Raw genomic sequence first — 21,898 nt, forward strand, 5'->3', positions numbered from 1 at the left:
CGGGCCCGGCGTTTTTCCGCGTCTTTCCGCGGAACGGCGAGAAGCGCTTCTCACTTCGGCGACAGAAAGGCAATGCCCTCGAAACGAAGTGCTCTTCGCGTCGATGATGTGCCCACCGCGACGTCGACGACGACGCGCCGCGAGAGAGGACCGTCATGGACGATCGCGCACCGCGCCCCCCGCGCGGCGAGGCCGCCCCCTCCGGGCGGACCGCCGGAGCATCACAGTGACCCGCGAGCTCGCCGTCGAGGACACCGCCGGCGCGACGCGGCGGGGACGACGGCCGGCGCGTCCGCGGGTGAAGTACAACCGGCGGGAGGCCATCGCCGGGTATCTCTTCATCTCGCCGTGGATCCTCGGGTTCCTCGTCTTCACCGCCGGCGCGATGATCTACAGCCTGGTCATCTCGTTCAGCAGCTACAACCTCGCGACCGGCGCCGCGCGCCCCGTCGGGCTGGATAACTACGCGCAGCTGTTCGAGGACCCCCGCGTGGCGGTGTCGCTCGGGAACACCCTGTTCTATGCCGTCATGGCGGTGCCGCTCGAGATCGCCTTCGCGCTCTTCCTCGCGCTGCTGCTCAGCCGCGTCGGGCGCGGCGCGGGCGTCTTCCGCACGCTCTACTACCTGCCGAAGATGACGCCCGCGGTGGCCACCGCGGCGGTGTTCTTCCTGCTGCTCAACGGCAACTCGGGAGCGATCAATCAAGCGCTCGGGGCCATCGGCATCCCGGGTCCGCAATGGCTCGTGGATCCGGCGTGGGTCAAGCCCAGCATCGTGATCATGGCGCTGTGGACCGTCAGCGGCACCATGGTGATCTTCCTCGCGGCGATCAAGAACGTCCCGGTCGACCTCTACGAGGTCGCCTCGATCGACGGCGCCGGGCCGATCCGCCGCTTCTTCTCGATCACCCTGCCGATGATCTCGGGGGCGATGTTCTTCAACGTCATCGTCCTGACGATCGCGGCGTTCCAGGTGTTCGATCAGGCCTACCTGCTGTTCTGGCGCGACCAGAGCAACGCCTCCCCCGAAGCCTCCCTCTTCTACGCCATCTACCTGTTCCAGCAGGCGTTCCGGCAGTTCAACTTCGGGTTCGCCGCGGCGATGGCCTGGCTGCTGTTCGTGATCATCCTGCTCATCACGCTGGTGCAGGTCCGCCTCGGCAACCGGTTCGTCTACTACGAGGGAGACCGCTGATGGCCACGTCGCTGGAGACCCCGGGGGTCGCGGTCGCCCGCCCCGAGATGGTCGTGCCCGCCGCGCCGAGACGCCCGCGGTGGCGCCGGGCGCTGTCGCAGCCGAAGACGCTCGCGGGGCGCGTCGTGCTGGCGATCGTGCTCGTGCTGTTCGCGCTGCTGTTCCTCTACCCGTTCGCGTGGCTCCTCGCGGCCAGCCTCAAGCCGCGCGGCGAGGTGTTCGACAACGCCCTCATCCCGAAGACCTTCACCCCGGGCAACTACGCCGAGGTGTGGAGCCAGCTGCCCCTGCTGAGCTGGATGTTCAACAGCGTCGCGATCGCGCTGCTCGCGGCCACGACGGTCGCGGTGATGAGCTCGATCGTCGCGTTCGGCTTCGCGTACTTCCGCTTCCCCGGGCGTCGGCTGCTGTTCGGGCTGGTGCTCGCGACGATGATGCTTCCCGGCGCGGTGACCATGATCCCGATCTACCTGGTCTGGAAGGAGACCGGGCTGCTCGGCACGTGGGTCCCGTTGTGGGGCATGAACCTGTTCGGCAGTGCCTTCTACATCTTCCTGCAGCGGCAGTTCTTCCTCGGTGTCCCCCGCGAGCTGTTCGAGGCGGCGCGGCTGGACGGCTGCAGCGCGTGGGGCCTGTTCTGGCGCATCGCGATGCCGCTGTCGATCCCGTCGTTCATCATCGTGTTCCTGTTCGAGTTCCAGGCCAGCTGGAACAACCTGCAGGCGGCGCTCATCTATCTCAACGCCGGATCGGTGGAGGACTTCACGGCCCCGCTCGGCATCGCCTACGCCATGACCAAGTACAGCCCGAGCGCGGGCGGCCAGGGCGACTACCAGTACGTGATGGTCGCCTCGCTCCTGGTCACGCTCCCGATGCTGATCATCTTCGCCTTCGGCCAGCGGTACTTCGTCGAGGGCGTGGCCACGCAGGGCCGGAAGGGATGACCGCTCCCCGCGTCTCGACCCCTCCCCGCGTCTCGACCTCTCCCCCCGTCTCGACCTCTCCCCCCGTCTCGAAAGGACACATCATGAAACAGCGCTACCTCGCCGGTGTCGCCGTGTGCGCGGCATCCATCGCTGTGCTCGCCTCCTGCAGCGGAGGCGGGGGCGACGAGCAGGCGGCCGACGTCGACTTCACCGCCGAGCCCACGGGCACCCTCGCCGCATGGGGCTTCGAGAACGCCGACGACGTGGGGCAGTCCCGCCTCGACTACGCGGCCGAACAGCTCCCGGACGTGGATGTGACCCTGGATGCCACGGCCTTCGACGCCCAGAAGCTCACCACCCGCATCGCCAGCGGCGACGTGCCCGACGTCGTCCAGATGGACCGGCGCTACGTCACCACCTACGCCGCACAGGGCCTGCTGATCCCGCTGGACTCCTGCTTCGAGGCGCAGGACGTCGACCCGACCGAGCGCTGGTACCAGAGCGTCGTCGACGACGTCACGTACGAGGACGCCGTCTACGCGGTGTCGCAGTTCTACCAGCCGCCGGCGATCCTGCTGAACATGAACGTGCTGAACGAGGCCGGGGTCTCACCCGACGAGATCGACACGTCCGACATGGACGGCCTCCTCGCCGCCATCGAGAAGATGTACCAGGCCTCCGGGAGCACCCCGACCCGGCTCGGCTTCGACCCGGTGGCCACCGGCCAGGGCGGGCTGTGGGTGCTCGGCATGGGCGGGCAGCTCACCGACGCCGACGGCCGCCCGACGCTCGACGACCCCTCCAACGCCGCGGGCATCGAGGCCCTCAAGCAGATCACCGACGCCCAGGGCGGGTACGCCGCGGTGAAGAGCTTCACGGACTCGTTCGACACCTTCGGCGACGCGAACCAGTTCGTGGAGAACCAGGTCGGCGCGCAGGTGGCCAACCAGTGGTACCCCAACGTGCTGAGCGCCTACCGCGACCAGATCTCGCTGCAGGCGGTCCCCTTCCGGGATGCCGACGGGGAGCCCTTCTCGCTGGCCTCCGGCACCGCGTTCGTCATCCCGGTCGGGGCGGAGAACCCCGCCGCCGCCTGCGCGTGGCTGACGCAGCTCACCTCGACCGACGCCTGGATGGCGGCCGGCGCGGCCCGCGCCGCGACCATCGAGGAGAACGACGGGATCAACACGGGCCTGTTCACCGGCTCGCCCGAGGCGGACGAGATGGTGCGGTCCGAGTACGTCACCCCGAGCGGTGACGAGGGCTTCGACCAGGTCATCTCGACCTACTACGACGTCGTCGGCTCCGGCCTGTCGTTCGGATCCTCCCCCGCGGGTCAGGACATCCAGAACGAGCTGAACAACGCCATCACGGCGGCGCTCCTCGGCGACAAGACCACGGAGGAGGCGCTCGGCGACGCCCAGCAGGCGGCGCAGCGCGCCTACGACAACGCGACCGCGAACTGACGGCGCGGACGGCGGCGTCCTGTCGCGAGACAGGACGCCGCCGTTCTCACCACTGCGGGTGGATCTCGGCGCGCAGGCGACGGTCGTAGACGTCACGGACCAGCGCGTCGAAGGCGTCCAGGTCGAGACCGTCCGCGATGAGGTCGGCGGCGCCGGCGTTCGCGGCGGCCTGGGCGTCCGACCGCGCACCGGGGATGACGCTGGTCACGCCCTCGCGCGACGCGATCCACGCGAGCGTCGCCGCGGGCAGCGTGACGCCCTCGGGCAGCGCCGCCTTGAGCTCGTCGGCCGCGGCCACGCCCTCGGCGAAGGGGACGCCCGAGAAGGTCTCGCCCTTGTCGAAGGCCTCGCCGTTGCGGTTGTACGTGCGGTGGTCGTCGGCGTCGAACGTCGTCTCGAGCGTGTATTTGCCCGACAGCAGGCCGCTGGCCAGCGGGACGCGGGCGAACACGGCCACGCCCTTCTCGGCCGCGAGCGGCAGCACCTCGTCGAGGGGCTTGAGACGGAACGGGTTGAAGATGATCTGCAGGTTCGTCAGGTGCGGGCGGCGCAGCGCGGACAGCGCCTGGTCCATCGTCTCCACGGACGCGCCGTACGCGGCGATGACGCCCTCCGCGACGAGCTGGTCCAGCGCGTCCCACGTGGCGTCGTCGTCGATGACGGCCGACGGCGGGCAGTGCAGCTGGACGAGGTCTAGGGTGTCGGTGCGCAGGAGGCGCCGCGACCGGTCGGTCCAGGCGCGGAAGTTCTCCATCGTGTAGTTCTCGGGCTGCTGCTCGGCGCGGCGGCCCATCTTGGTGGCGACGGTGATGCCGGCGGCATCCGTGTCCGCCAAGAACCCGCCGATGATCTCCTCGGACCGGCCGTCACCGTACACGTCGGCGGTGTCGAAGAGGGTGACGCCGGCGTCGACCGAGGCGGCGAGCACCTGACGGGCGTCGCCTTCGCTGACCCCGCCCCAGTCGGGGCCGAGCTGCCAGGTGCCGAGGCCGATGACCGAGACCTCGCGGCCGGTACGGGAGAGGGGACGCTGCTGCATTGCGGTTCCTTTCGAAGCTCGTCCGAGCCTATCCAGCCCCCGCGACATCGAGGCCGCCCGCCCCGCCCCTGTCCCGTCTTCGCGCTGACATGGCGCAGATGTACGCCCCGCCCCGCGCGTCACGTACATCTGTGACAAGTCACGGCCACGGGAGGGCATCGGCGGGGTCATGGAGGGCGGGGCGTCAAGCCCGTCTCGGGCGGCATCCCTCCGGCCTAGCGTGGCCCCACACCCACCGGAAGGATGACATGAACACTCCCGCCGATCGCCTCCCCGGAGCCGACGAAGAGAACATCGTCCCCGAGTCCGAGGGACTCGCCGCCGACGTGCCCGCGGGCGCGGCCGGAGCGGACACGGGCGCCGTGGGCGCCGCCGAGGTCGACGACGACGACGAGGCGCACCTGCAGAACATCTCGAGCCAGAACGACCTGCCCGGCGTCGGCACGCGTGCGGCCGACGGCCTGACCGAGCGCGGCACCGACGACGCCCGCGGCGAGAGCGGCTCGACCTCGCAGCACCACGAGGACACCGGCGTCGACGACGATCGTGCCGCGGCGCACGCCGCCTCCGCGACGAGCGTGGACGGCGACGGCGCGGAGCCCCGCGTCGACGACGACTCCCCCATCGCGAAGTTCCAGCCCGGTGTCGGCCGCGACAGCGCCGAGTCGAGCCGCATCGCGCAGAACCTCCCGGACCCCTCGGACGCCTGAGCCGCGGCATCCCCGTCCTGGAATCGGAGGATCGCGCCGGACTCGGACAGATCCGGCGCGATCCTCCGATTCCGGCGCGATTCTCCGATTCCGGCGCAGCCCCGCGGGTGCCAGGCTGGACGGATGGACGACCTGCGCCTCGAACCGCTCCCCCCGACCCTCGAGGACTACCTGGACCTCCGCCGGCTCTCCGGTCTCACCCCCAAGCGGCCCGACCAAGGCGCTCCGGCCCTGACGAACAGCTGGGCCTGGCGGCGGATCGTGGATGCCACGGGCCGCTCGGTCGCGATGGGCCGGGTGGTCGGTGACGGCGGGTGGTACTTCCTCGTGGCCGACATGGCGACCCTCCCCGATTTCCAGCGGCGCGGCCTCGGCCGCCGCATCCTCGAGGGCCTGCTCGCGGAGATCCGCGAGAAGGCCCCCGAGGGCGCCTACGTCACACTGCTGGCCGACCCGCCCGGGCAGGCGCTCTACCGCAGCCTGGGCTTCAGCGAGCCGACGTCGGGGTCGGTGACGATGCACCTCCTGATGAGCGCGTAGCCCGCACCGCCGCACGCCAGCCGAGCAGCACGTCGAGCACGACGAAGGCCGCGAGCGTGTACCCCACCAGCGGCAGGAACAGGCCGATGCCCACCGCGACCGCGAAGACGGCGGCGACGCCCCACCACGGGGCCCCGCGCAGCGCGCCGCGGGCAGGGGCGGCCGCGAACCCGCGCGTCGGGCGCCGCGTCCACCACATCCCGTAGCCGAGCGCGACGAGCGCGGCGATGCCGATCGCCAGGGCGAACAGCACGAGCTGGTTCGCCAGCCCGAACATCGTCCCCATGTGCAGGTCGACGCCCCACCGGGACAGCTTGGCCAGCAGCGGGAAGTCGGCGAAGTCCACCCGGTCGGTGACCTCCATCGTCGATCCGTCGATCGCCACGGCATCCACCTCCGTCGGGAAGCTGCGCTGGATCTCCTGCACGACCCACGCCCGGCCGGGCTCGGCCGGCGGACGGATCTCGACCTGACCGGTGTTCACGTTGATCCGCTGCGCGATCGCGAGCACGGCGTCGAACGTCGCCGGGTTGGCCGCCCCGGTGGGCGCCGTCGCGGCCCCGCCGTGGTGCGCGTGGTCTCCCCCCGTGGATGCCGCCCCGTCCAGCGTCGTCGTCAGCGACGGCGTGCCCTCGCCGACCGCGGTCCGCAGCTGCGACACGTTCGCGCCGGCGAACGTCGACCACGTGATCCCGGTCGCGGAGAGGAACAGCGCGCCGAGCACGACCCACACGCCGATCGGGGCGTGCCAGCCGAACGCCCGGCGGTAGCCGCGGAGACCCCGGCGCGGGGCGAGGAGGTCCCGCCGGGCACGTCGGCTCTTCCGGAACCGCAGGATCCAGAGACCGAGACCGGCGAGCGCGACGATCCCGAGCCAGGATGCCGCCAGCTCGCTGTACCAGCGGCCGGCGTCGCCGAGGTGCAGCGACCGGTGCAGGTCGCTGATCCAGGTGCGCACGGGCAGCGCGCCGCTCGTGCCGTACGCGGTGAGCTCGCCGCGGATCTCCGCGGTCCCGGGGTCGACGAAGACCGCCCGCGTCTTGCTCTCGCCGAGGCTCGGGTCGGCGAACATCACGCGCGTGGTCTCGCCCCGTGCGGGCGCCGGACGCACCGCCACGGGAGAGGCGCCGTCGCCGACGTACTCCTCCGCCGCGGTGATCTGGTCGGCCAGGGGCAGCGCCGCCAGCGTGGACCCCGCCGTGAGCTCGTGCGCGTACAGGGCGCGCTCGATCTGCGGCGTGACCGCGTACAGCGCTCCGCTCACCGCCGCGACGAGGATGAACGGCCCGATGAGCACTCCCGCGAAGAAGTGCAGCCGTCGCAGCAGCGCGGCGAACCACCCTCGGCGGCGCGGCGGAGCGGATGCCGCCCGGTCCGGCTCCGCGGCCTCGGCCCGCTCGATCACGTCGGTCATGTCAGGATCCCTTCTCCGATGAAGCCGTTCTCCGCGCATCCCGGCGGCAGGGCGAAGACCGCCGAGCCGATGGGGGTCGTCCATTCGTTCAGCAGGTCGAGCTCGTCGAGGCGCCGCTGGATGGGGACGAACTGCCGGTCGATGTCGGCCTGGAACGAGACGAACAGCAGGCCGGCATCCGAGACCAGGCCCGCCGGCGGCGTCTGGTCGTAGTTGTAGCCGCGGCGGAAGATCCGCTGCGAGGGGTCGTCCGGCCGGGACCGGCGCAGGTGCGAGAACTCGGCGATGACGGGGAAGCCGAGGGCGTCCTTCGCGTCGAAGTCCGGCTCGTCGAACTCGTCCGTCCCGGTCAGGGGCGCGCCCGTCGCCTGGGTCCGGCCGACCGCCTGGTCGCGGCCCGGACGGTCCAGGTGGTCCCACGTGTCCAGGTCCATCGCGATGCGGCGGACGACCATGCCGGTCCCGCCGGCGAGCCAGCCGTCGCGCGCCCACACGACCTCGTCGAAGTCGCGGGTGCCGGGCACGGGGTTGGCGGTGCCGTCGACCTGGCCGAAGAGGTTGCGCATGGTCGTCCCTGGCCGGACGGTGCCGTGCGCCCGCCGGAACCCCTGCTGCAGCCACCGCGGGGAGGCGAAGGCGCGCGCGTCCTTCAGCAGCATCCGGGTGGCATGGGCGACAGTGACCGGGTCGTCCGCCGCGATCTGCAGCAGCAGGTCGCCGTCGCCGTACTCGGGGCGCAGGCGGTCGATCGCGAACGCCGGGAGCGGCCGCAGCCAGTCCGGTGCCGTCGCCCCCGCCCGGGCGACGAGGCCCGGTCCGAAGCCGAACGTCACCGTCAGCCGGGCCGGGGCGACGGCCAGCTCGGGCTCCGTGTCGGCGAGCGCCCCCTCCCCGCGCGACAGCCGGACGGCGTCGTCGGTGAGGGTCCGCAGCAGACGGCGCAGCCCGTCCCGGTCCACGTCGGCGGCCAGGTCCAGCGCCACGAGGGTCGCGTGCGCCTGCGCGTCGGTGTCGATGCCGGCCTGGTGGGCACCGTGGAACGGCACGACGACGTCTCCGTTCAGGGGCGTCGAGGCCGCGGCATCCGTCCCCCCGGCCGAGACGGCCGCGTCGAGGCCGACGGCGGCCACCGCCCCCGCCCCGGCGACCGCGCCGCCGAGCAGGAACTGGCGCCGGGTGGCGCCGGCGGACCGCGGTCTCACTGGTCGCCGCCCTCGTAGGTCTCGTTCGCCCCCGCGAACTCCTTGACGGGGGCCGTGATCTCGGCGGTCGAGTCGTCGGAGAAGGTCAGCGTGATGGTGACCTCCTCGCCGGCGAGCAGCGGCGCGGTGGCGCCCATGATCATGAGGTGGTCGGCCCCGGGCGCGAGCTCGCGGGTGCTGTGCGCCGGGATGGTGAACCCGCCCTCCACCTCCCGCATCACGCTCTGGCCGGACTCGTTCTGCACCGTCTCGTGCAGCTCGATCATCGACGCGGCGGGACTCGTCGCCGAGACGACGGTGATGTCGTTGTCGCCGTCGTTGACGAGCTCGCCGAACGCGGCCGTCATCTCGTCGGCCGGGGCCGCCTTGACCCACGCGTCGGTGGCGTGGAAGGCGGCCGCCTCGGGGACGGGCGTGGTGGACGCCTCTCCCCCGGCGCACCCGGACAGGGCGAGCGCGGCGACGACCGAGACGGCGACGGCGGGGAGGACACGGACGGACAGGGTGCGCAGAGACATGGGGAGAGGACCTTTCACGAGCGGCGTCCGCGCGCGGCTCGGCGGACGAAGAGGAGGACGAGGAACGCGACGACGGCGACGACGGCACCGGCGGCACCGACGAGGACCGGACGCGGGATGCCGCCGGCGTCGGCGGGAACGGACGCGGCGTCGTCGGCAGCGGCGGCGGTGGGGCTCGCCGCGGTCCGTTCGAGGGGCGCGCCGTCCCCCACCGTGAACGGGATGAGGCCGGAGATCGGGTGGCCGTCGCTGGAGACGACGCGCCAGCGCACCTCGTAGCCCGCGTCGGGCATGCCTTCCTGCAGCGGGACGGAGACGACACCGGATGCCACGACGGGATCCCCCGCGACCCAGTCGGTGCCGTCGCCGTCGGCGACGACCACCTCCGCGCCCATGTCGAGCACGTCGGCGGAGTAGGTCAGGGTGATCTCCTCGGGTGGGGAGGGCAGGTTCTCACCCGCGACGGGTGAGCTGGACAGGAGTTCGTCATGGGCGGATGCCGGGGCCACGGACGTCAGGACGACGACGACGGCCACGGCCATCCCGCCCAGGAGGGGACGGAGACGGTTCATGGGTTTCGCTTTCGGAAGGGGTCACCCGGGGCCGCTCGTCGTCCCACGCGGAGGACCGGCGGAGCGGCCGCGCGGCGGCACGGGGACGGTCGACGGACGGGACCGCGTCGAGCGGTCGCCGGTCCGCATCGCACCGTCACACGTACGCCGTGGTGGCGCGAACGGTCAGGACCGTCGCGGACGCGGGCGGACGAGGCCGGCGCGCCGCGCCGGCGGGTGAGGAGGAAGGGGATGCGACGGCGGCACGCCGAGGAGGGATCTCCACGGTCGTGCGGCCCGGGGGACGTCGGTCCGCGGGGGGACGGACGAGCCCGCTCGGACGCGCGTCAGCGGGCGCGCGTCGTCAGTGCGCGAGCGCGGGCGGACCGCGGCGGTCCGCGGTGTCGGCCAGCAACACCGCGACGGGACGCAGCGGGGCGACGACGTCGGCGAGGACGCGACGAGCCGGGGCGGGTCCGAACGGCACGGTGACGCGCACGCGGGCGCGGAGCCAGGCGACGGCGCGCACGGCGAGGACGCGCAGCAGCGCGAGGGTGCGCTCGCCCCGGTGCAGCGCCAGAACGGTCACCGCGGCGGCGACGGCGTGGCCGAGGAGCATGGCGGCATCCATCGGTCCGCCCGCGACCACCGGGCCCGTCGACACGGCCGCGACGCCGTGGACGTGACCGGCGGCGGCGTCGAAGCTGCCGAGGACGAAGAGGGTGTGGAAGAGCACCTGGCTCACGACGACCGCGAGCGCGAGACGCCACAGCGAGAGGCGGCGGCCGGCGAGGGCGCTGCACGCGACGAACGACAGCGCCAGGGGGACGGCGATGCCGACCCAGCCCGGCATCTCGCCGCCGGCCGTCACGTGCGAGAGCAGGGCGACGAAGGTGGCGACGGCGGCCGCGACGGCACCGCGAGCGACGCTCGTGACCCGGGCCTGTCGTCGCATGCGGTCCATTGTGTCAGTCCCGGGCCGGGATCGCCGCGCGGCGGACGCCGCACCCGCCCCTAGGGTGGGCTCATGAACCGACCTCGCGCCGTCGTCGCCGGAGCCAGCGGATTCGTCGGACGCGCGGTCGTCGAGGCCCTCCGCGCCGACGGGTACGACGTCGACACCATCGGGCGGTCCGGCCCGGTGACCTGGTCCGACCCGGCGGCGATCGCCCGCACGGTCGACGGCGCGGACGTCCTCGTGAACCTCGCCGGCAAGATCGTCGCCTGCCGCTACACCGACGCCGCCCGCGACGAGATCCTCCGCTCCCGCGTGGACACGACCCGGGCGCTGCACGACGCCGTCCGCACCGCGGAGCACCCGCCCCGCGTGTGGATGAACGCGTCCACGGCCACGATCTACCGCCACGAGACCGAGCGTCCGAACGACGAACGGGACGGCATCCTGGGCTCGGGCTTCTCGGTCGACGTCGCGACGAGCTGGGAGCGCGCGTTCTTCGCCGGCGACCTGCCGGGCACCCGCCGCGTCGCGCTGCGCATGGCGATCGTCGTCGGCGACGGCCCGGCGACGCGCATGCTGCTGGCCCTGGCGCGGACCGGTCTGGGCGGCCCGCAGATCGACGGCTGGTGGTTCCCGCACCGCCGCTATCGCGGCATCGGCGCCCACCCGACGGGCCCGGTGCGGGCGCCCTGGTACCGGACCCGCGGCCGGCAGAGGTTCAGTTGGATTCACATCGACGACGTCGTGGCATCCCTCCGCTTCCTCCGCGATCGCGACGACATCTCCGGTCCGGTCAACCTCGCCGCGCCCGAGCCCGTCGACAACCGGACGCTCATGCGCGAGCTCCGCCGGGCGGTCGGGATGCCGGTGGGCCTTCCCGCCGGACGGTTCATGCTGGAGCCGGCGCTGGCCGTGCTGGGTGCCGAGCCCGAGATGGTCCTGAAGAGCCGCTGGGTCGTGCCCGGGGTGCTGCACGAGGCGGGGTTCGCATTCCGCTATCCGCGTCTCGGACCGGCGTTGGACGCCGTCGTCGCCGCGCGCCGCCCCCGTCTGCGCGACCTGTTCTCGATCTGACCCGGCCGCGGGCGCTCCCTCGCCCCCGCCCGCCGGCCGCGGTCTCCCCTGCCCGCCGGCCGCGGGCTCCGCTGCCCGCCCGGCCGCCGGCTCCCCTGCCCGCCTCGTGTCAAGGCCTCGCTCCCGGAGGGGCCGCCGGGTCTACCGTCGGAGCAGGACACACCGGGAGGTCAGCATGGACCATCACGAAGCCGACGGGCACGGAAGCCACGACGCACACGAGCACGCGCCCGAGACGGGCGCGCACGGCACCGGACCGGACGAGGGCGCCTACACGGACGTCGAGCGCCCCGACGGCACCCGCGATCACGGCACCTCCGACCTCGCCGGCGAGTACGTCGACCGGGAGAACGCCGACGGCAGCGCCTCGCGTCCGCGCACGGACGAGCCGGGCGCCTACACCGACGTCGAGCTGCCCTCCGGCGACGAGGTCCGCGAGGACGTCGGCGACCCGGGCGAGTACACCGACCGCGACCGCTGACGCGTCATCGACGCAGCGTGTGCTCCGGATCGACGCGGTACGCCGCACGGTAGGCGGTCGCGAAGGCGGCGGCATCCGTGAATCCCCATCTCAGGGCGATCTCGGTCACCGTGGTCGCCCCGGGATCCGCATCGACGAGATCGGCGTGCGCCGCGCTCATGCGGGCGAGGGCGAGATAGTCCTCGGGAGTGGATGCCAACTGGCCGTTCGCCGCGAAGGCCCGGCGCAGCCCCGCCCTCGAGGTGCCCACCGCGGCGGCGGCGTCGTCGATGGTCACGGGCAGCGACGCGTGGTCGTCCATCCAGGCGGCCGCGGCGGCGTAGACGGAGGCCTGCTCCAGGGCGGAGGCGCGGCGCTCACGCGGATCCCCGACGAGGGGGAACGCCTCGAGGGTGGCGGCCGTGAGCGACCGGCGGACGTGGGCGCGGACGAGCGGCTCGTGCAGCAGGGGGGTCTGCGTCAGAGACCACCGCAGGGTGGCCAGCCAGTAGTCGCGCAGACGGCGCGAGACCGGGTGAAGCCCGTCGAAGCGCGCCTCCAGCTCGTCGTCGCCGTAGATGACGCGGGCAGCCTCGGTCAGACGCCGCGTGTCGAACGCGAGCAGCTGGATCTCGGTCCGATCGGGGCGGCCGATCATCTCGTGCCCGGGCTGGATGAGGGCGGGCTCGACGCTGAAGTCGCCGGAGTGCCGGCCGATGCGCCAGCCGTAGCCGGGGGTGGAGGTGGCGACGTAGAAGCGGTCCGCCTCGTACACGACCTCCGCGCGGCAGTCCCACACGAGGTTCCGCAAGGCGAACTCGTCGTCACCGACCGCCCGCTCCGCGAACGAGGCGGTGTCCGCCTGGACGTCGACGTGGCCGTAGGCCTGCTGCAACCACGTCAGCGTCTCGGTCACGTCGTCGGTGCGGACGTGCGTATCGAAGAACCCGGTCATTTCCCCCGCGCTCCACCGGCGTGGAGTCCGCACCGATAGTAATGGAATTGTCCGCCCCTCCCCCACGCGAGAGCAGCTCATGACCGACGACACCGAGATCCGCCCCATCCACCCCGACGATGCGGGAGAGGTCCTCACGATCCAGCGCGCCGCATTCGCGAGCGAGGCGCGCATCTACGACGACGCCGACATGCCGCCCCTCACTCAGACGCTCGAGGAGCTTCGCGCCGAGCTCGTGGACAACCTCGGCTGCGTCGCCCTCGTCGGCCCGCGCATCGTCGGCGCCGTCCGTGCCCGGGCGGACGGCGACCTGCTCCTCATCGGCCGCCTCGCCATCGCCCCGGACCAGCAGGGCGGGGGCCTCGGCACGCACCTGCTCGCCGCCGTGGAGGCGCGCGGTCGCGACGAGGCGGGGGCCACGACGGCCGAGCTCTTCACCGGCGGTCTCAGCGAGGCGAACCAGCACCTGTACGAGCGCGAGGGCTACGAGCGCAGCGAGGTCACCGACGACGGCGAGATCTACTACCGCAAGTCCCTCGCCTGAGCCCGGGGCCCGCCCCCCGCCGCACACGCTCCCGCACCAGGCGGCGCGCCCGCGACAGGCCGATCCCCGCTCGATCCGCCTGTCCCCGCGGCATCCCCTGTTCTCGCCGGGCACGCGAAAGGGCCGCCGCCCGCGAACGGACGACGGCCCCGACGGCTGCGGCTTACGGCGTGGGCATGCCGCCGTTGACGTTGAGCGTCTCGCCGATGACGTAGCTGGACTCCGCCGAGGCGAGGTACACGTACGCGGGGGCGAGCTCGGCCGGCTGACCCATGCGGCCGAGCGGCGTCTCCTCGCCGAACTCGTCGACCTTCTCGTCGGGCTGACCGTCGGTGACCTGCAGCGGCGTCCAGATCGGTCCGGGCGCGACGGCGTTCACGCGGATGCCCTTCGGCGCGAGCTGCTGGCCCAGCGCCTTCGTGAAGGTGTTGATGGTCGCCTTGGTGGAGGCGTAGTCCACGAGGATCGGCGCGGGCGAGTACGCCTGGATCGACGTGGTGTTGATGATGGTCGAGCCCGGCTTCAGGTGCGGCACGGCCTCCTTGCAGATCCAGAACATCGCGTACACGTTGGTCTTGAACGTGTCGTCGAACTGCTCGTCGGTCAGCGTGGTGACGTCCTCGTTGAAGATCTGCTTGCCGCCGTTGTTCACGACGATGTCCAGGCCGCCGAGGCCCTCGACCGCCTCCTTCACGAGGGTGCGGGCGTACTCGCGCTCGCGCAGGTCGCCGGGGATCTGGACCACGGTCGCGCCGGCCTCGCGCAGGATGCCGGCGATGCGGTCGGCATCCACCTTCTCCTCCGGCAGGTACGACATCGCGACCGAGGCGCCCTCGCGCGCGAACGCGATCGCTGTCGCCGCACCGATGCCCGAGTCGGCGCCGGTGATGAGCGCCTTGCGGCCGGTCAGGCGACCGCTGCCTTCGTAGGTGTCCTCCCCGAGGGCCGCCTTCGGCGTGAGCTCGGCGTCGAGGCCGGGCTCCGGCTGGTCCTGCGCCTTCGGGTCGATGTCGGCATACAGTTTGGCCGGGTCCGTGAAGGTGTACTGGTTGCTCATGGCGAGTCCTTTCCTGGAGGGGGATGGATGCCAGGGCGAGAAGCCCCGGACGTGGTGGGGTCAGCGGTCGCCGAGCTCGGCGGCATCCACGAGCTCGCGGATCACCAGCGCGGCGTTGATCAGGGCGAGATGGCTGAGCGCCTGCGGGAGGTTGCCCCAGAAGGCCCCGTCGGACTCGGCGATCATCTCGGAGTAGACGCCCACATCGTTGCCCTGCGCGACGAGGGCGTCCATGGCCTTGACGGCCTCCTCGTGGCGGCCGACGCAGGCGAGGGCGGTCGCCCGCCAGAACGCGCACGCGACGAACGTCTGCTCCTCCTGGTCCATGCCGGTGTACCGGTAGAGCAGGTGGTTCTCGGTGCCGAGGCGGTCGAAGACGGCGTCGAGGGTCTTCGACATCCGTTCGCCGCGGTCGAAGCCGGTGGGCGCGTGCAGGAGGACGGAGGCATCCAGGTCCTCGCTGCCCGGATGGATGACGTAGGACTGCAGCTTCTCGGACCAGCAGTGCTCGCCGACCCAGGCGTGGATGCGGTCGCGCTCGGCGCGCCAGCGGTCGCCGTTGTCGGGGATGTGGCCGTTCTGCGCCAGCCACTGCGCGTCGTCGAGAGCCTTCCAGCAGCCCATCTTCGAGGAGGTGTAGTGGCGCAGCTCGGGCAGCTCCCACATGCCGGAGTCCTCGCGGCGCCAGAGGTCGCACGTCCGATCGGCGACGTCGGCGAGGAGGCGCCCCGTCTGCGTGTCGAGGCGGTTGCCGGCCTCGACATAGGTGCGGCACAGCGCGATGAGGTCTCCGTAGACACCGAGCTGCAGCTGCCCCTGCGCGGGGTTCCCGGTGACGACGGGCTGGCTGCCGTTCCACCCGGGCACCTCGTGCTTCTCGAGGCCGATCTCGGCGTCGCCGTCGAGGGTGTACATCACCTGCACCTCGGGGCCGTTCTTGCGGATGGTCCGCAGGAGCCACGAGATGGCCGCGTGCGTCTCCTCCCGCAGGCCGAAGCCGACCCACGCGTGCGCGGTGTAGGCGAGGTCGCGGACCCAGGCGTAGCGGTAGTCCCAGTTCTTGCCGCCGCGGGGGTTCTCGGGCAGCGAGGTCGTCGCGGCCGCCGCGATCGCGCCGGTGGGGCTGAACAGCAGAAGCTTCAGGGCCAGGGCGCTGCGCTGCACGTCGTCGGCCCACGGTCCGTCGTAGGAGAACTCGTCGGACCACATCTGCCATCCGCCGATCGTGCGGTCGATGCCGCGGTCGACGTTCTGCGCGTTCGGGACGCGCAGAGGCTCCCCCTCGGTCGCGGCGATGACCAGCAGGTGCCGGGACCCCGTCGACGTCATGAAGCCGCCGTCGATGCTCTCGTTGCCGGCATCCGGGTCGCCGTGGAGTCCGTGCTCGTGTCCGACGACGGCGAGCGAGACGTGCCCGACGCGCATGACGGAGAAGCCGTCGATGCGTTCGGTCCAGGGCGCGGCGGAGCGCAGCATGGTGCCCGGCTGCACGCACCACGCGAACTCGACCTCGCCCGAGACGCCCTCCACGCGGCGGGCGAGCTCCGCCCAGGGCAGTCGCCCGGCGATGCCCGTGACCATCGCGTCGGTCAGCGTCGCGACGCCCGTCTCGGTGGTGAACGTCGTCTCGAGGACGTTGGTCCGCGGGATGTAGCGGCGCGAGACCTCGTAGTCGCCGACCGGTGCGAGCTGGATGCAGCCGCCGGCCGACTCGTCGACGAGGCGCGCGAACACCGGACGCGAGTGGATGTTCGGCAGCGGCAGCCAGTCCACCGACCCGTCGAGCCCGATGAGGGCGACCGTGCGCCCGTCGCCGATGGCGGCGTAGTCGCGCAGCGGTCGGGACGGCTGGTCGGGCTCGATGGGCACGTCTTCACGCTAGGAACGCCGTCGCGGGCCCGGGGCGGGGTTGTCCTTTAGGTTCCGAGGGGCTACGGGGCTCCGGATGCCGCCTGGTGTGTGTGCCGTGCGCCATGCGCGTGCCGTGCGCGTGCGCCGTGTGCCGTGCGCCCTGCGCGTGCCGTGCGCGTGCGCCGTGTGGGTGCCCGCCGCCCCTGACGCACCTGCGCGTCGTGCAGTCTGCAGGACGAACGGGCGTCCCGCCGCCCCATGCACCCCACCCGCCGCCACCAGCCCCACCGGTCCTGCACACACGCACAGAAGCCGGTCGACGAGGCCTGCCGACCGCGAGCGGCACGCCGACGGCGGCAGCTACCGCGCGTCCGCCGGTCCCGCAACCCCCGGCCCAGGGAGAGGACGGCGACCTAACGTCGTGGTCGACCGCGAAGGAAAGGAATCCGCATGTCCACCACCCAGGAGTCCCCCACCAAGAACCGCCGCCGTCCGGCCCGCGGCGGGAGCGGCGCGGAGACGACGTCGGAGCAGAACGCCGAGAGCGGTTTCCAGGCGTCCGAACAGCTGACCGACAGCCTGCAGCGCGTCCTCATCGACCTCATCGAGCTGTCCATCCAGGGCAAGCAGGCTCACTGGAACGTCGTGGGCAAGAACTTCCGCGACACCCACCTGCAGCTGGACGAGATCATCGACGCTGCCCGCGAGTTCAGCGACACCGTCGCCGAGCGCATGCGCTCGCTGCACGCGCTGCCCGACGGCCGCAGCGACACCATCGCCGAGACGACCACCCTGCCCGAGTTCCCGCAGGGCGAGGTCGACACGGCCGAGGTCGTCGACCTCATCACCGAGCGCATCGACGCCACGGTGGGCACCGTCCGCGAGGTCCACGACGACGTCGACGACGAGGACCCCACCAGCGCCGATATCCTGCACGGCATCCTCGAGCGCCTCGAGCAGCTGTCGTGGATGGTCAGCGCCGAGAACCGCGTCGCGCGCAGCTGACCTTCACCGATTCAGATCGGATGCCGGGGCCTCAGGGTCCCGGCATCCGTCGTTCGTGCGCCTGATCGGCTTCGCGAAGCTTCCGTCCCGCTCCGGGCGGCCGGAATCAGCGCGAGGCGATGAGCAGCGGCGGCCGCCCGCCCTCGATCCGGTCGATCGCCGCCTTGATGGCGAGGATGCTCATCTGGATGGACAGCAGCGTGGTGTCGATCTGACGCATCCGTTCGTCCATGCGGTCGAATCGCTCGTCCATGCGGTCCATCCGCTCCTCCGCGCGGTCCATTCGCCGCTCGAGCCGCTCGAAACGCTGGTCCATCTGTTCGAAGCGCCGGTCCACCTGTTCGAAGCGCTGGTCCACCTGTTCGAAGCGCAGGTCCGTGCGCCGCTCGAGACGGTCGAGCATCCACTTCATCCCCCCGAGGATCGTGGCGGCGAAGGTCAGGAGGAGGGCGCTCAGGGCGATGACCGCCTGCGTGGCGTCGATGGTCATGGTCGTCCTCTCCCTCGGTGTGCGGATGGGTCGACGGTAGCCGCGGCGTCGCCGTGCGCTCAAGCGGATCGCGCTTACCGTGGAGAAGATCACCCGCACCTCCCTTGTGGAGGAGAGGTGGCCGGCCCTCGACCTCACCGCAGCGTCCGCCGCCGCCGCCGCCGCGTCGTCGCCGGGCGTTCCGGGCCCCGTCCGATAGCGTCGAGGAACGGATGAGACGGGGGCCTCATGGACGATCTGCACGACGCACGCGCCACGCGCCGGACACCGACCGGGTGGTTCCTGCTCTTCGGAGCGGCCGGCGGCGTCGCCGGGCTCCTCCCGTGGCTCGCATCGGGACCCTTCCTGCCGCTGCAGAACCTCGGCGAGGGACAGGACCCCTCCCGCCCGGGCCCGTTCGTGCTGCTGCCGTACAGCCAGTACTCGATCATCACGATCATCGTGCTGCTCGTGGTCGGCGGTGTGCTGGCCGGCGTCCTGGCCCGATCCCGCGGCGCGCGTCCCGGCGTCGGACGGTCGCTGGCGACGGTGGCGGGTCTCGTCGTGGTCCAGGTCGCGGCGGTCGTGCAGACGGCCGTGACCACGCGGGCCGTGCTGCAGGAGCGGGACGAGTCCGCGGTCTACCTCCTGCTGCTCACGGCTGTGGCGGTCCTCGCCGCCGTGGTCGCCGCTGTGGCGTGCCTGCTCGTCGCGGCCGCTCCGCGCGCCGGGGCCGGGATCGGGCTCATGGTCGGAGCCGCGGCCGCGGGTTCGTGGCTCGGCGTCCTCCTCTTCCCGCCGTTCTCGTACGAGTCGCCGTTCTCGGCCCTCATCCCGATGCTCACCTACGTCTCCCCCGTTCTCGTGGGGCTGGCGATCGCCTGGACGGGGGTGGCATCCGTCGGTCGGGTGATCGCGGCGCTCGTCGGCCTCGGGCTGGTGTGGCTCGTGCCCGCGCTCACCACCGCGATCGCCTCCGCCGCCGGCACCCGGGTACTGGCACGCGACCTGCCCGGCATGGCGGAGTACGGGATCTCGGTGTTCCGGTCGGCGTCGACGATCCCCGAGATCGTCGCGCCCCCGCTCGTCACGGCGGTCGTCGTGGCGGTGGCGGGCCTCCTCGTCCGGGGGCTCCTGGCCTCCCGCCGTCGGCGCGCCGCCTCGCCGGTCCCCACCGCGCAGGGCTGACCCGCGCCCCCAGAGCCGGAACCCCGCACAACCGGACCCCCATGGCCGGAACCCGAAACCCCCCTCGACCGGAACCCGCCGGCCCAGAACCCCGCCGGCCCAGAACCCCGCAGGACCGCCCCCGGACGCCCTATAGCCGCAGGACCTCGGTGACGCGGACGACCGCCGTCCCCTCCTCCTCGGAGGCGGCGAGGTCGACCTCGGCGCGGATGCGCCAGTCGTGGTCCCCGGCCGGGTCGTCGATCGTCTGCTCGACCCGCCAGACGCCGTCGGACGCCGTTGATTCGTCGATGTCCACGAGCGCCGACGAGCGCGCGGCTCCCCCGGTCCCGATCGCGTCGTGCTCCTCGAAGTACCCGTCGAGCACGCCCGGCCAGTCGACGTCGGGGTCGAGCTCGACGAGCTCGTCGTCCTTCTGCAGCGCGGCGAGCTGCACGCGCCGGAACATCTCGTTGCGGACGAGCACGACGAACGCGCGACGGTTGGTGAGGATCGACGGCGGCGCCGGCGGAACCACGGGAGCATCCGGGTCGTCGGCCGGGTTGATGAGCTGCTCCCACTCGTCCACGAGGCTCGAGTCGACCTGCCGCACCAGCTCGCCGAGCCACGCGACGAGGTCCAACAGGTCGGGCGTCTGCGCATCGACGGGCACGGTCTGACGGATGGCCCGGTAGGCGTCGCTGAGGTAACGCAGCACGAGCCCTTCGCTGCGGGCCAGCTGGTACAGCGAGACGTATTCGCCGAACGAGCACGCCCGCTCGAACATGTCGCGCACGACGGACTTCGGCGACAGCTCGAAGTCGCGCACCCACGGCTGGCTCGACGCGAACACCTCGTAGGCCTGCGCGAGCAGGTCCTCCAGCGGCTTCGGCCAGGTGATCTCCTCGAGCAGCTCCATGCGCTCGTCGTACTCGATGCCCTCGCGCTTCATCGCCGCCACGGCCTCGCCGCGGGCGCGGAACTGCTGCTGCGACAGGATCGGACGCGGGTCGTCTAGCGTCGCCTCGATGACGCTGACGACGTCGAGCGCGTAGTGCCCCGTGCCGACCGATGACGCCGGAGGCGTGGCATCCGGTCCCCGTCCGAGCTCGACCTCGGGGTCGAGCATCTCGATCGCGGCGAGCGCGAACGGCGACAGCGGCTGATTGAGCGCGAAGTTCGGCTGCAGGTCGACGGTGAGATGGATGCCGCCGGCGTCGGCCTCGACCACGCCGGCCTGCACGAGGGTGCGGAAGATCGCGAGGGCCCGACGCGCGAGCTCGTACCGGCGGGGGCGGGGCTCGTGGTTGTCGAAGACGAGGGAGCGGACGTTGCCGAAGACGTCGCCGCCGCGGGCGATGACGTTGATGAGCATCGCGGCGGTCAGCTTCATCTGCGGCTGCAGCGGCTCGGGCTCGGCGGCGACGAGGCGGTCGTAGCTCTGCTCGGTCCAGTTGACGAAGCCCTGCGGCGCCTTCTTGCGCACGATCTTCTTCTGCTTCTTGAGATCGTCGCCGGCCTTGAGGATCTGCGCCGCGTTCTCGATCTCGTGGTCCGGCGCCATGACGACGACCGTGCCCGCCGTGTCGTACCCCGCGCGGCCCGCGCGCCCGGCGATCTGGTGGAACTCGCGTGCCGTGAGCTGCCGCATGCGCTGGCCGTCGTACTTGGTCAGCGCGGTCATGAGCACGGTGCGGATGGGCACGTTGATGCCGACGCCGAGGGTGTCCGTGCCGCAGATGACCCGCAGCAGCCCGCGCTGGGCGAGCGTCTCGACGAGGCGGCGGTACCGCGGGAGCATCCCAGCGTGGTGCACGCCGATGCCCGCACGGACGTAGCGCGAGAGGGTCTTGCCGAACCCGGTGGTGAAGCGGAACCCGCCGATGGCCTCGGCGATCTCGTCGCGCTGTTCGCGCGTGATGATGCGGATGGACGACAGCGCCTGCGCCCGCTCCATCGCCGCGGCCTGCGAGAAGTGCACGACGTAGATGGGCGCCTGCTTGGTGTCGAGCAGCTCCTGCACCGTCTCGTGCACCGGCGTGCGGGCGTACTCGAAGTGCAGCGGCACGGGACGTTCGACGCCGGTGACGCGGGCGGTGGGGCGACCGGTCCGGCGGGACAGGTCGTCGGCGATGTCGGTGACGTCACCGAGGGTCGCCGACATCAGCACGAACTGCGCGCGCGGGAGCAGCAGCAGCGGCACCTGCCACGCCCAGCCGCGGTCGGGCTCGCCGTAGTAGTGGAACTCGTCCATCACCACCTGCGCCACGTCGGCGTCCGCCCCCTGGCGGAGGGCGAGGTTCGCGAGGATCTCGGCGGTGCAGCAGATGATGGGCGCGTCGGAGTTGACCGAGGAGTCGCCCGTCACCATCCCCACGTTCTCCGCGCCGAAGACGTCGACGAGCGCGAAGAACTTCTCGCTCACCAGTGCTTTGATCGGCGCCGTGTAATAGGTGCGACCGCCCCGGGCGAGGGATGCCGCGTGTGCGGCCACCGCGACCAGCGACTTGCCGGTGCCGGTCGGGGTCGACAGGATGACGTTCGCCCCCGACACGATCTCGATGACCGCCTCGTCCTGGGCGGGGTACAGCGTAAGCCCGCGCCCGGCCGCCCAGTCGACGAAGCCCAGGTAGGCGGCATCCGGATCGGCGCCGACGGGCACGTGGTCGAGGAGGGAGGTCACCGGTCCAGCCTCTCATCCACACCGCCCCTGCCGGATGCAAGCCCACCGGTCCGGACGCGCGCCGTTCCTAGACTCGGCGTGTCGATCACCCCTCGACGACCGCCCGCTCCCGCG

At 72.1% G+C, this 21,898-nt stretch carries 21 protein-coding genes; 10 read left to right on the forward strand and 11 right to left on the reverse strand.

Annotation, left to right across the window (positions count from 1 at the left end; genetic code table 11):
* Positions 1–226 precede the first annotated feature (226 nt).
* The 3 genes from ACO03V_RS07070 to ACO03V_RS07080 all read left to right on the forward strand — a co-directional run bounded on the left by ACO03V_RS07070 (position 227) and on the right by ACO03V_RS07080 (position 3,587).
* The gene (locus ACO03V_RS07070; RefSeq protein ID WP_423137102.1) at positions 227–1,195 is read left to right on the forward strand and encodes a carbohydrate ABC transporter permease; all 969 of its coding nucleotides are present in this window, start codon (positions 227–229) and stop codon (positions 1,193–1,195) included.
* The gene (locus tag ACO03V_RS07075; protein WP_414685888.1) at positions 1,195–2,139 is read left to right on the forward strand and encodes a carbohydrate ABC transporter permease; all 945 of its coding nucleotides are present in this window, start codon (positions 1,195–1,197) and stop codon (positions 2,137–2,139) included. Before ACO03V_RS07070 ends, ACO03V_RS07075 begins: the two co-directional genes overlap by 1 nt.
* Positions 2,140–2,222: 83 nt before the next feature.
* Complete coding sequence (locus ACO03V_RS07080) at positions 2,223–3,587, forward strand: ABC transporter substrate-binding protein (RefSeq protein WP_423137103.1); 1,365 nt, start codon at positions 2,223–2,225, stop codon at positions 3,585–3,587.
* Positions 3,588–3,633: 46 nt separating this feature from the next.
* Here the strand turns inward: ACO03V_RS07080 and ACO03V_RS07085 are convergent, their stop codons facing one another.
* Complete coding sequence (locus ACO03V_RS07085) at positions 3,634–4,626, reverse strand: aldo/keto reductase (RefSeq protein WP_423137104.1); 993 nt, start codon at positions 4,624–4,626, stop codon at positions 3,634–3,636.
* Between the two features lie 248 nt (positions 4,627–4,874).
* Between ACO03V_RS07085 and ACO03V_RS07090 the strand changes: the two genes are divergently transcribed.
* Together ACO03V_RS07090 and ACO03V_RS07095 are read left to right on the forward strand one after the other, a co-directional pair.
* A complete protein-coding gene (locus ACO03V_RS07090; protein WP_387052270.1) occupies positions 4,875–5,336 on the forward strand; it encodes a hypothetical protein in 462 nt (153 codons plus the stop codon).
* A gap of 123 nt (positions 5,337–5,459) precedes the next feature.
* Entirely contained in the window at positions 5,460–5,876 is a 417-nt protein-coding gene (locus ACO03V_RS07095; RefSeq protein ID WP_423137105.1) for a GNAT family N-acetyltransferase, read from the forward strand.
* On the opposite strand, the gene ACO03V_RS07100 is transcribed toward ACO03V_RS07095, so the two are convergent.
* The 5 genes from ACO03V_RS07100 to ACO03V_RS07120 all read right to left on the reverse strand — a co-directional run bounded on the left by ACO03V_RS07100 (position 5,824) and on the right by ACO03V_RS07120 (position 10,516).
* Positions 5,824–7,290, reverse strand: coding sequence for a PepSY-associated TM helix domain-containing protein (locus ACO03V_RS07100; RefSeq protein ID WP_423137106.1), 1,467 nt, complete (start codon positions 7,288–7,290; stop codon positions 5,824–5,826). The genes ACO03V_RS07095 and ACO03V_RS07100 overlap by 53 nt on opposite strands.
* A complete protein-coding gene (locus ACO03V_RS07105; RefSeq protein WP_423137107.1) occupies positions 7,287–8,492 on the reverse strand; it encodes a Dyp-type peroxidase in 1,206 nt (401 codons plus the stop codon). Before ACO03V_RS07105 ends, ACO03V_RS07100 begins: the two co-directional genes overlap by 4 nt.
* Positions 8,489–9,010: a copper chaperone PCu(A)C gene (locus ACO03V_RS07110; protein ID WP_367733641.1), complete on the reverse strand. Its 522-nt coding sequence runs from the start codon at positions 9,008–9,010 to the stop codon at positions 8,489–8,491. The genes ACO03V_RS07105 and ACO03V_RS07110 overlap by 4 nt, the downstream gene beginning before the upstream one ends.
* Before the next feature lie 14 nt (positions 9,011–9,024).
* Positions 9,025–9,582 carry a copper resistance CopC family protein gene (locus tag ACO03V_RS07115; RefSeq protein ID WP_367733639.1) on the reverse strand — a complete coding sequence of 186 codons (558 nt, stop codon included), beginning with the start codon at positions 9,580–9,582 and terminating at the stop codon, positions 9,025–9,027.
* Positions 9,583–9,925: 343 nt separating this feature from the next.
* A complete protein-coding gene (locus ACO03V_RS07120; protein WP_423137108.1) occupies positions 9,926–10,516 on the reverse strand; it encodes a hypothetical protein in 591 nt (196 codons plus the stop codon).
* A gap of 72 nt (positions 10,517–10,588) precedes the next feature.
* On the opposite strand from ACO03V_RS07120, the gene ACO03V_RS07125 reads away from it, so the two are divergent.
* Both ACO03V_RS07125 and ACO03V_RS07130 read left to right on the forward strand, forming a co-directional pair.
* A complete protein-coding gene (locus ACO03V_RS07125) occupies positions 10,589–11,593 on the forward strand; it encodes an epimerase (RefSeq protein ID WP_423137109.1) in 1,005 nt (334 codons plus the stop codon).
* 175 nt (positions 11,594–11,768) lie between these two features.
* Entirely contained in the window at positions 11,769–12,074 is a 306-nt protein-coding gene (locus tag ACO03V_RS07130) for a hypothetical protein (protein ID WP_367733636.1), read from the forward strand.
* A 4-nt stretch (positions 12,075–12,078) separates the two neighbouring features.
* Here the strand turns inward: ACO03V_RS07130 and ACO03V_RS07135 are convergent, their stop codons facing one another.
* Entirely contained in the window at positions 12,079–13,008 is a 930-nt protein-coding gene (locus tag ACO03V_RS07135) for a helix-turn-helix domain-containing protein (RefSeq protein ID WP_423137110.1), read from the reverse strand.
* Positions 13,009–13,087: 79 nt separating this feature from the next.
* On the opposite strand from ACO03V_RS07135, the gene ACO03V_RS07140 reads away from it, so the two are divergent.
* On the forward strand, positions 13,088–13,552 hold the full coding sequence (locus tag ACO03V_RS07140; RefSeq protein ID WP_423137111.1) for a GNAT family N-acetyltransferase: 465 nt from the start codon (positions 13,088–13,090) through the stop codon (positions 13,550–13,552).
* 163 nt (positions 13,553–13,715) lie between these two features.
* On the opposite strand, the gene ACO03V_RS07145 is transcribed toward ACO03V_RS07140, so the two are convergent.
* Together ACO03V_RS07145 and ACO03V_RS07150 are read right to left on the reverse strand one after the other, a co-directional pair.
* Entirely contained in the window at positions 13,716–14,609 is an 894-nt protein-coding gene (locus ACO03V_RS07145) for an SDR family oxidoreductase (protein ID WP_367733633.1), read from the reverse strand.
* A 60-nt stretch (positions 14,610–14,669) separates the two neighbouring features.
* Positions 14,670–16,478: a glycoside hydrolase family 15 protein gene (locus ACO03V_RS07150; protein ID WP_423137112.1), complete on the reverse strand. Its 1,809-nt coding sequence runs from the start codon at positions 16,476–16,478 to the stop codon at positions 14,670–14,672.
* A gap of 432 nt (positions 16,479–16,910) precedes the next feature.
* Between ACO03V_RS07150 and ACO03V_RS07155 the strand changes: the two genes are divergently transcribed.
* On the forward strand, positions 16,911–17,465 hold the full coding sequence (locus ACO03V_RS07155) for a Dps family protein (protein ID WP_367733631.1): 555 nt from the start codon (positions 16,911–16,913) through the stop codon (positions 17,463–17,465).
* A 106-nt stretch (positions 17,466–17,571) separates the two neighbouring features.
* Here ACO03V_RS07155 and ACO03V_RS07160 read toward each other — a convergent pair whose 3' ends face one another.
* The gene (locus tag ACO03V_RS07160; protein WP_423137113.1) at positions 17,572–17,955 is read right to left on the reverse strand and encodes a hypothetical protein; all 384 of its coding nucleotides are present in this window, start codon (positions 17,953–17,955) and stop codon (positions 17,572–17,574) included.
* Between the two features lie 228 nt (positions 17,956–18,183).
* Between ACO03V_RS07160 and ACO03V_RS07165 the strand changes: the two genes are divergently transcribed.
* Positions 18,184–19,122: a hypothetical protein gene (locus ACO03V_RS07165; protein ID WP_423137114.1), complete on the forward strand. Its 939-nt coding sequence runs from the start codon at positions 18,184–18,186 to the stop codon at positions 19,120–19,122.
* Positions 19,123–19,252: 130 nt separating this feature from the next.
* On the opposite strand, the gene ACO03V_RS07170 is transcribed toward ACO03V_RS07165, so the two are convergent.
* Entirely contained in the window at positions 19,253–21,784 is a 2,532-nt protein-coding gene (locus ACO03V_RS07170) for a DEAD/DEAH box helicase (protein WP_423137115.1), read from the reverse strand.
* Between the last annotated feature and the right edge of the window lie 114 nt (positions 21,785–21,898).

The sequence above is a fragment of the Microbacterium sp. HMH0099 genome, from assembly GCF_049384025.1.
In the GTDB taxonomy this organism is placed as follows: domain Bacteria; phylum Actinomycetota; class Actinomycetes; order Actinomycetales; family Microbacteriaceae; genus Microbacterium.

Excerpts from the sequence above, each read along its gene's own strand:
- ACO03V_RS07110 (WP_367733641.1), bottom strand. The coding sequence starts at position 9,010 with ATGTCTCTGCGCACCCTGTCCGTCCGTGTCCTCCCCGCCGTCGCCGTC.
- ACO03V_RS07095 (WP_423137105.1), top strand. The coding sequence starts at position 5,460 with ATGGACGACCTGCGCCTCGAACCGCTCCCCCCGACCCTCGAGGACTAC.
- ACO03V_RS07140 (WP_423137111.1), top strand. The coding sequence starts at position 13,088 with ATGACCGACGACACCGAGATCCGCCCCATCCACCCCGACGATGCGGGA.
- ACO03V_RS07135 (WP_423137110.1), bottom strand. The coding sequence starts at position 13,008 with ATGACCGGGTTCTTCGATACGCACGTCCGCACCGACGACGTGACCGAG.
- ACO03V_RS07145 (WP_367733633.1), bottom strand. The coding sequence starts at position 14,609 with ATGAGCAACCAGTACACCTTCACGGACCCGGCCAAACTGTATGCCGAC.
- ACO03V_RS07125 (WP_423137109.1), top strand. The coding sequence starts at position 10,589 with ATGAACCGACCTCGCGCCGTCGTCGCCGGAGCCAGCGGATTCGTCGGA.
- ACO03V_RS07120 (WP_423137108.1), bottom strand. The coding sequence starts at position 10,516 with ATGCGACGACAGGCCCGGGTCACGAGCGTCGCTCGCGGTGCCGTCGCG.
- ACO03V_RS07155 (WP_367733631.1), top strand. The coding sequence starts at position 16,911 with ATGTCCACCACCCAGGAGTCCCCCACCAAGAACCGCCGCCGTCCGGCC.
- ACO03V_RS07090 (WP_387052270.1), top strand. The coding sequence starts at position 4,875 with ATGAACACTCCCGCCGATCGCCTCCCCGGAGCCGACGAAGAGAACATC.
- ACO03V_RS07160 (WP_423137113.1), bottom strand. The coding sequence starts at position 17,955 with ATGACCATCGACGCCACGCAGGCGGTCATCGCCCTGAGCGCCCTCCTC.
- ACO03V_RS07165 (WP_423137114.1), top strand. The coding sequence starts at position 18,184 with ATGGACGATCTGCACGACGCACGCGCCACGCGCCGGACACCGACCGGG.
- ACO03V_RS07080 (WP_423137103.1), top strand. The coding sequence starts at position 2,223 with ATGAAACAGCGCTACCTCGCCGGTGTCGCCGTGTGCGCGGCATCCATC.
- ACO03V_RS07075 (WP_414685888.1), top strand. The coding sequence starts at position 1,195 with ATGGCCACGTCGCTGGAGACCCCGGGGGTCGCGGTCGCCCGCCCCGAG.
- ACO03V_RS07115 (WP_367733639.1), bottom strand. The coding sequence starts at position 9,582 with ATGAACCGTCTCCGTCCCCTCCTGGGCGGGATGGCCGTGGCCGTCGTC.
- ACO03V_RS07085 (WP_423137104.1), bottom strand. The coding sequence starts at position 4,626 with ATGCAGCAGCGTCCCCTCTCCCGTACCGGCCGCGAGGTCTCGGTCATC.
- ACO03V_RS07100 (WP_423137106.1), bottom strand. The coding sequence starts at position 7,290 with ATGACCGACGTGATCGAGCGGGCCGAGGCCGCGGAGCCGGACCGGGCG.
- ACO03V_RS07130 (WP_367733636.1), top strand. The coding sequence starts at position 11,769 with ATGGACCATCACGAAGCCGACGGGCACGGAAGCCACGACGCACACGAG.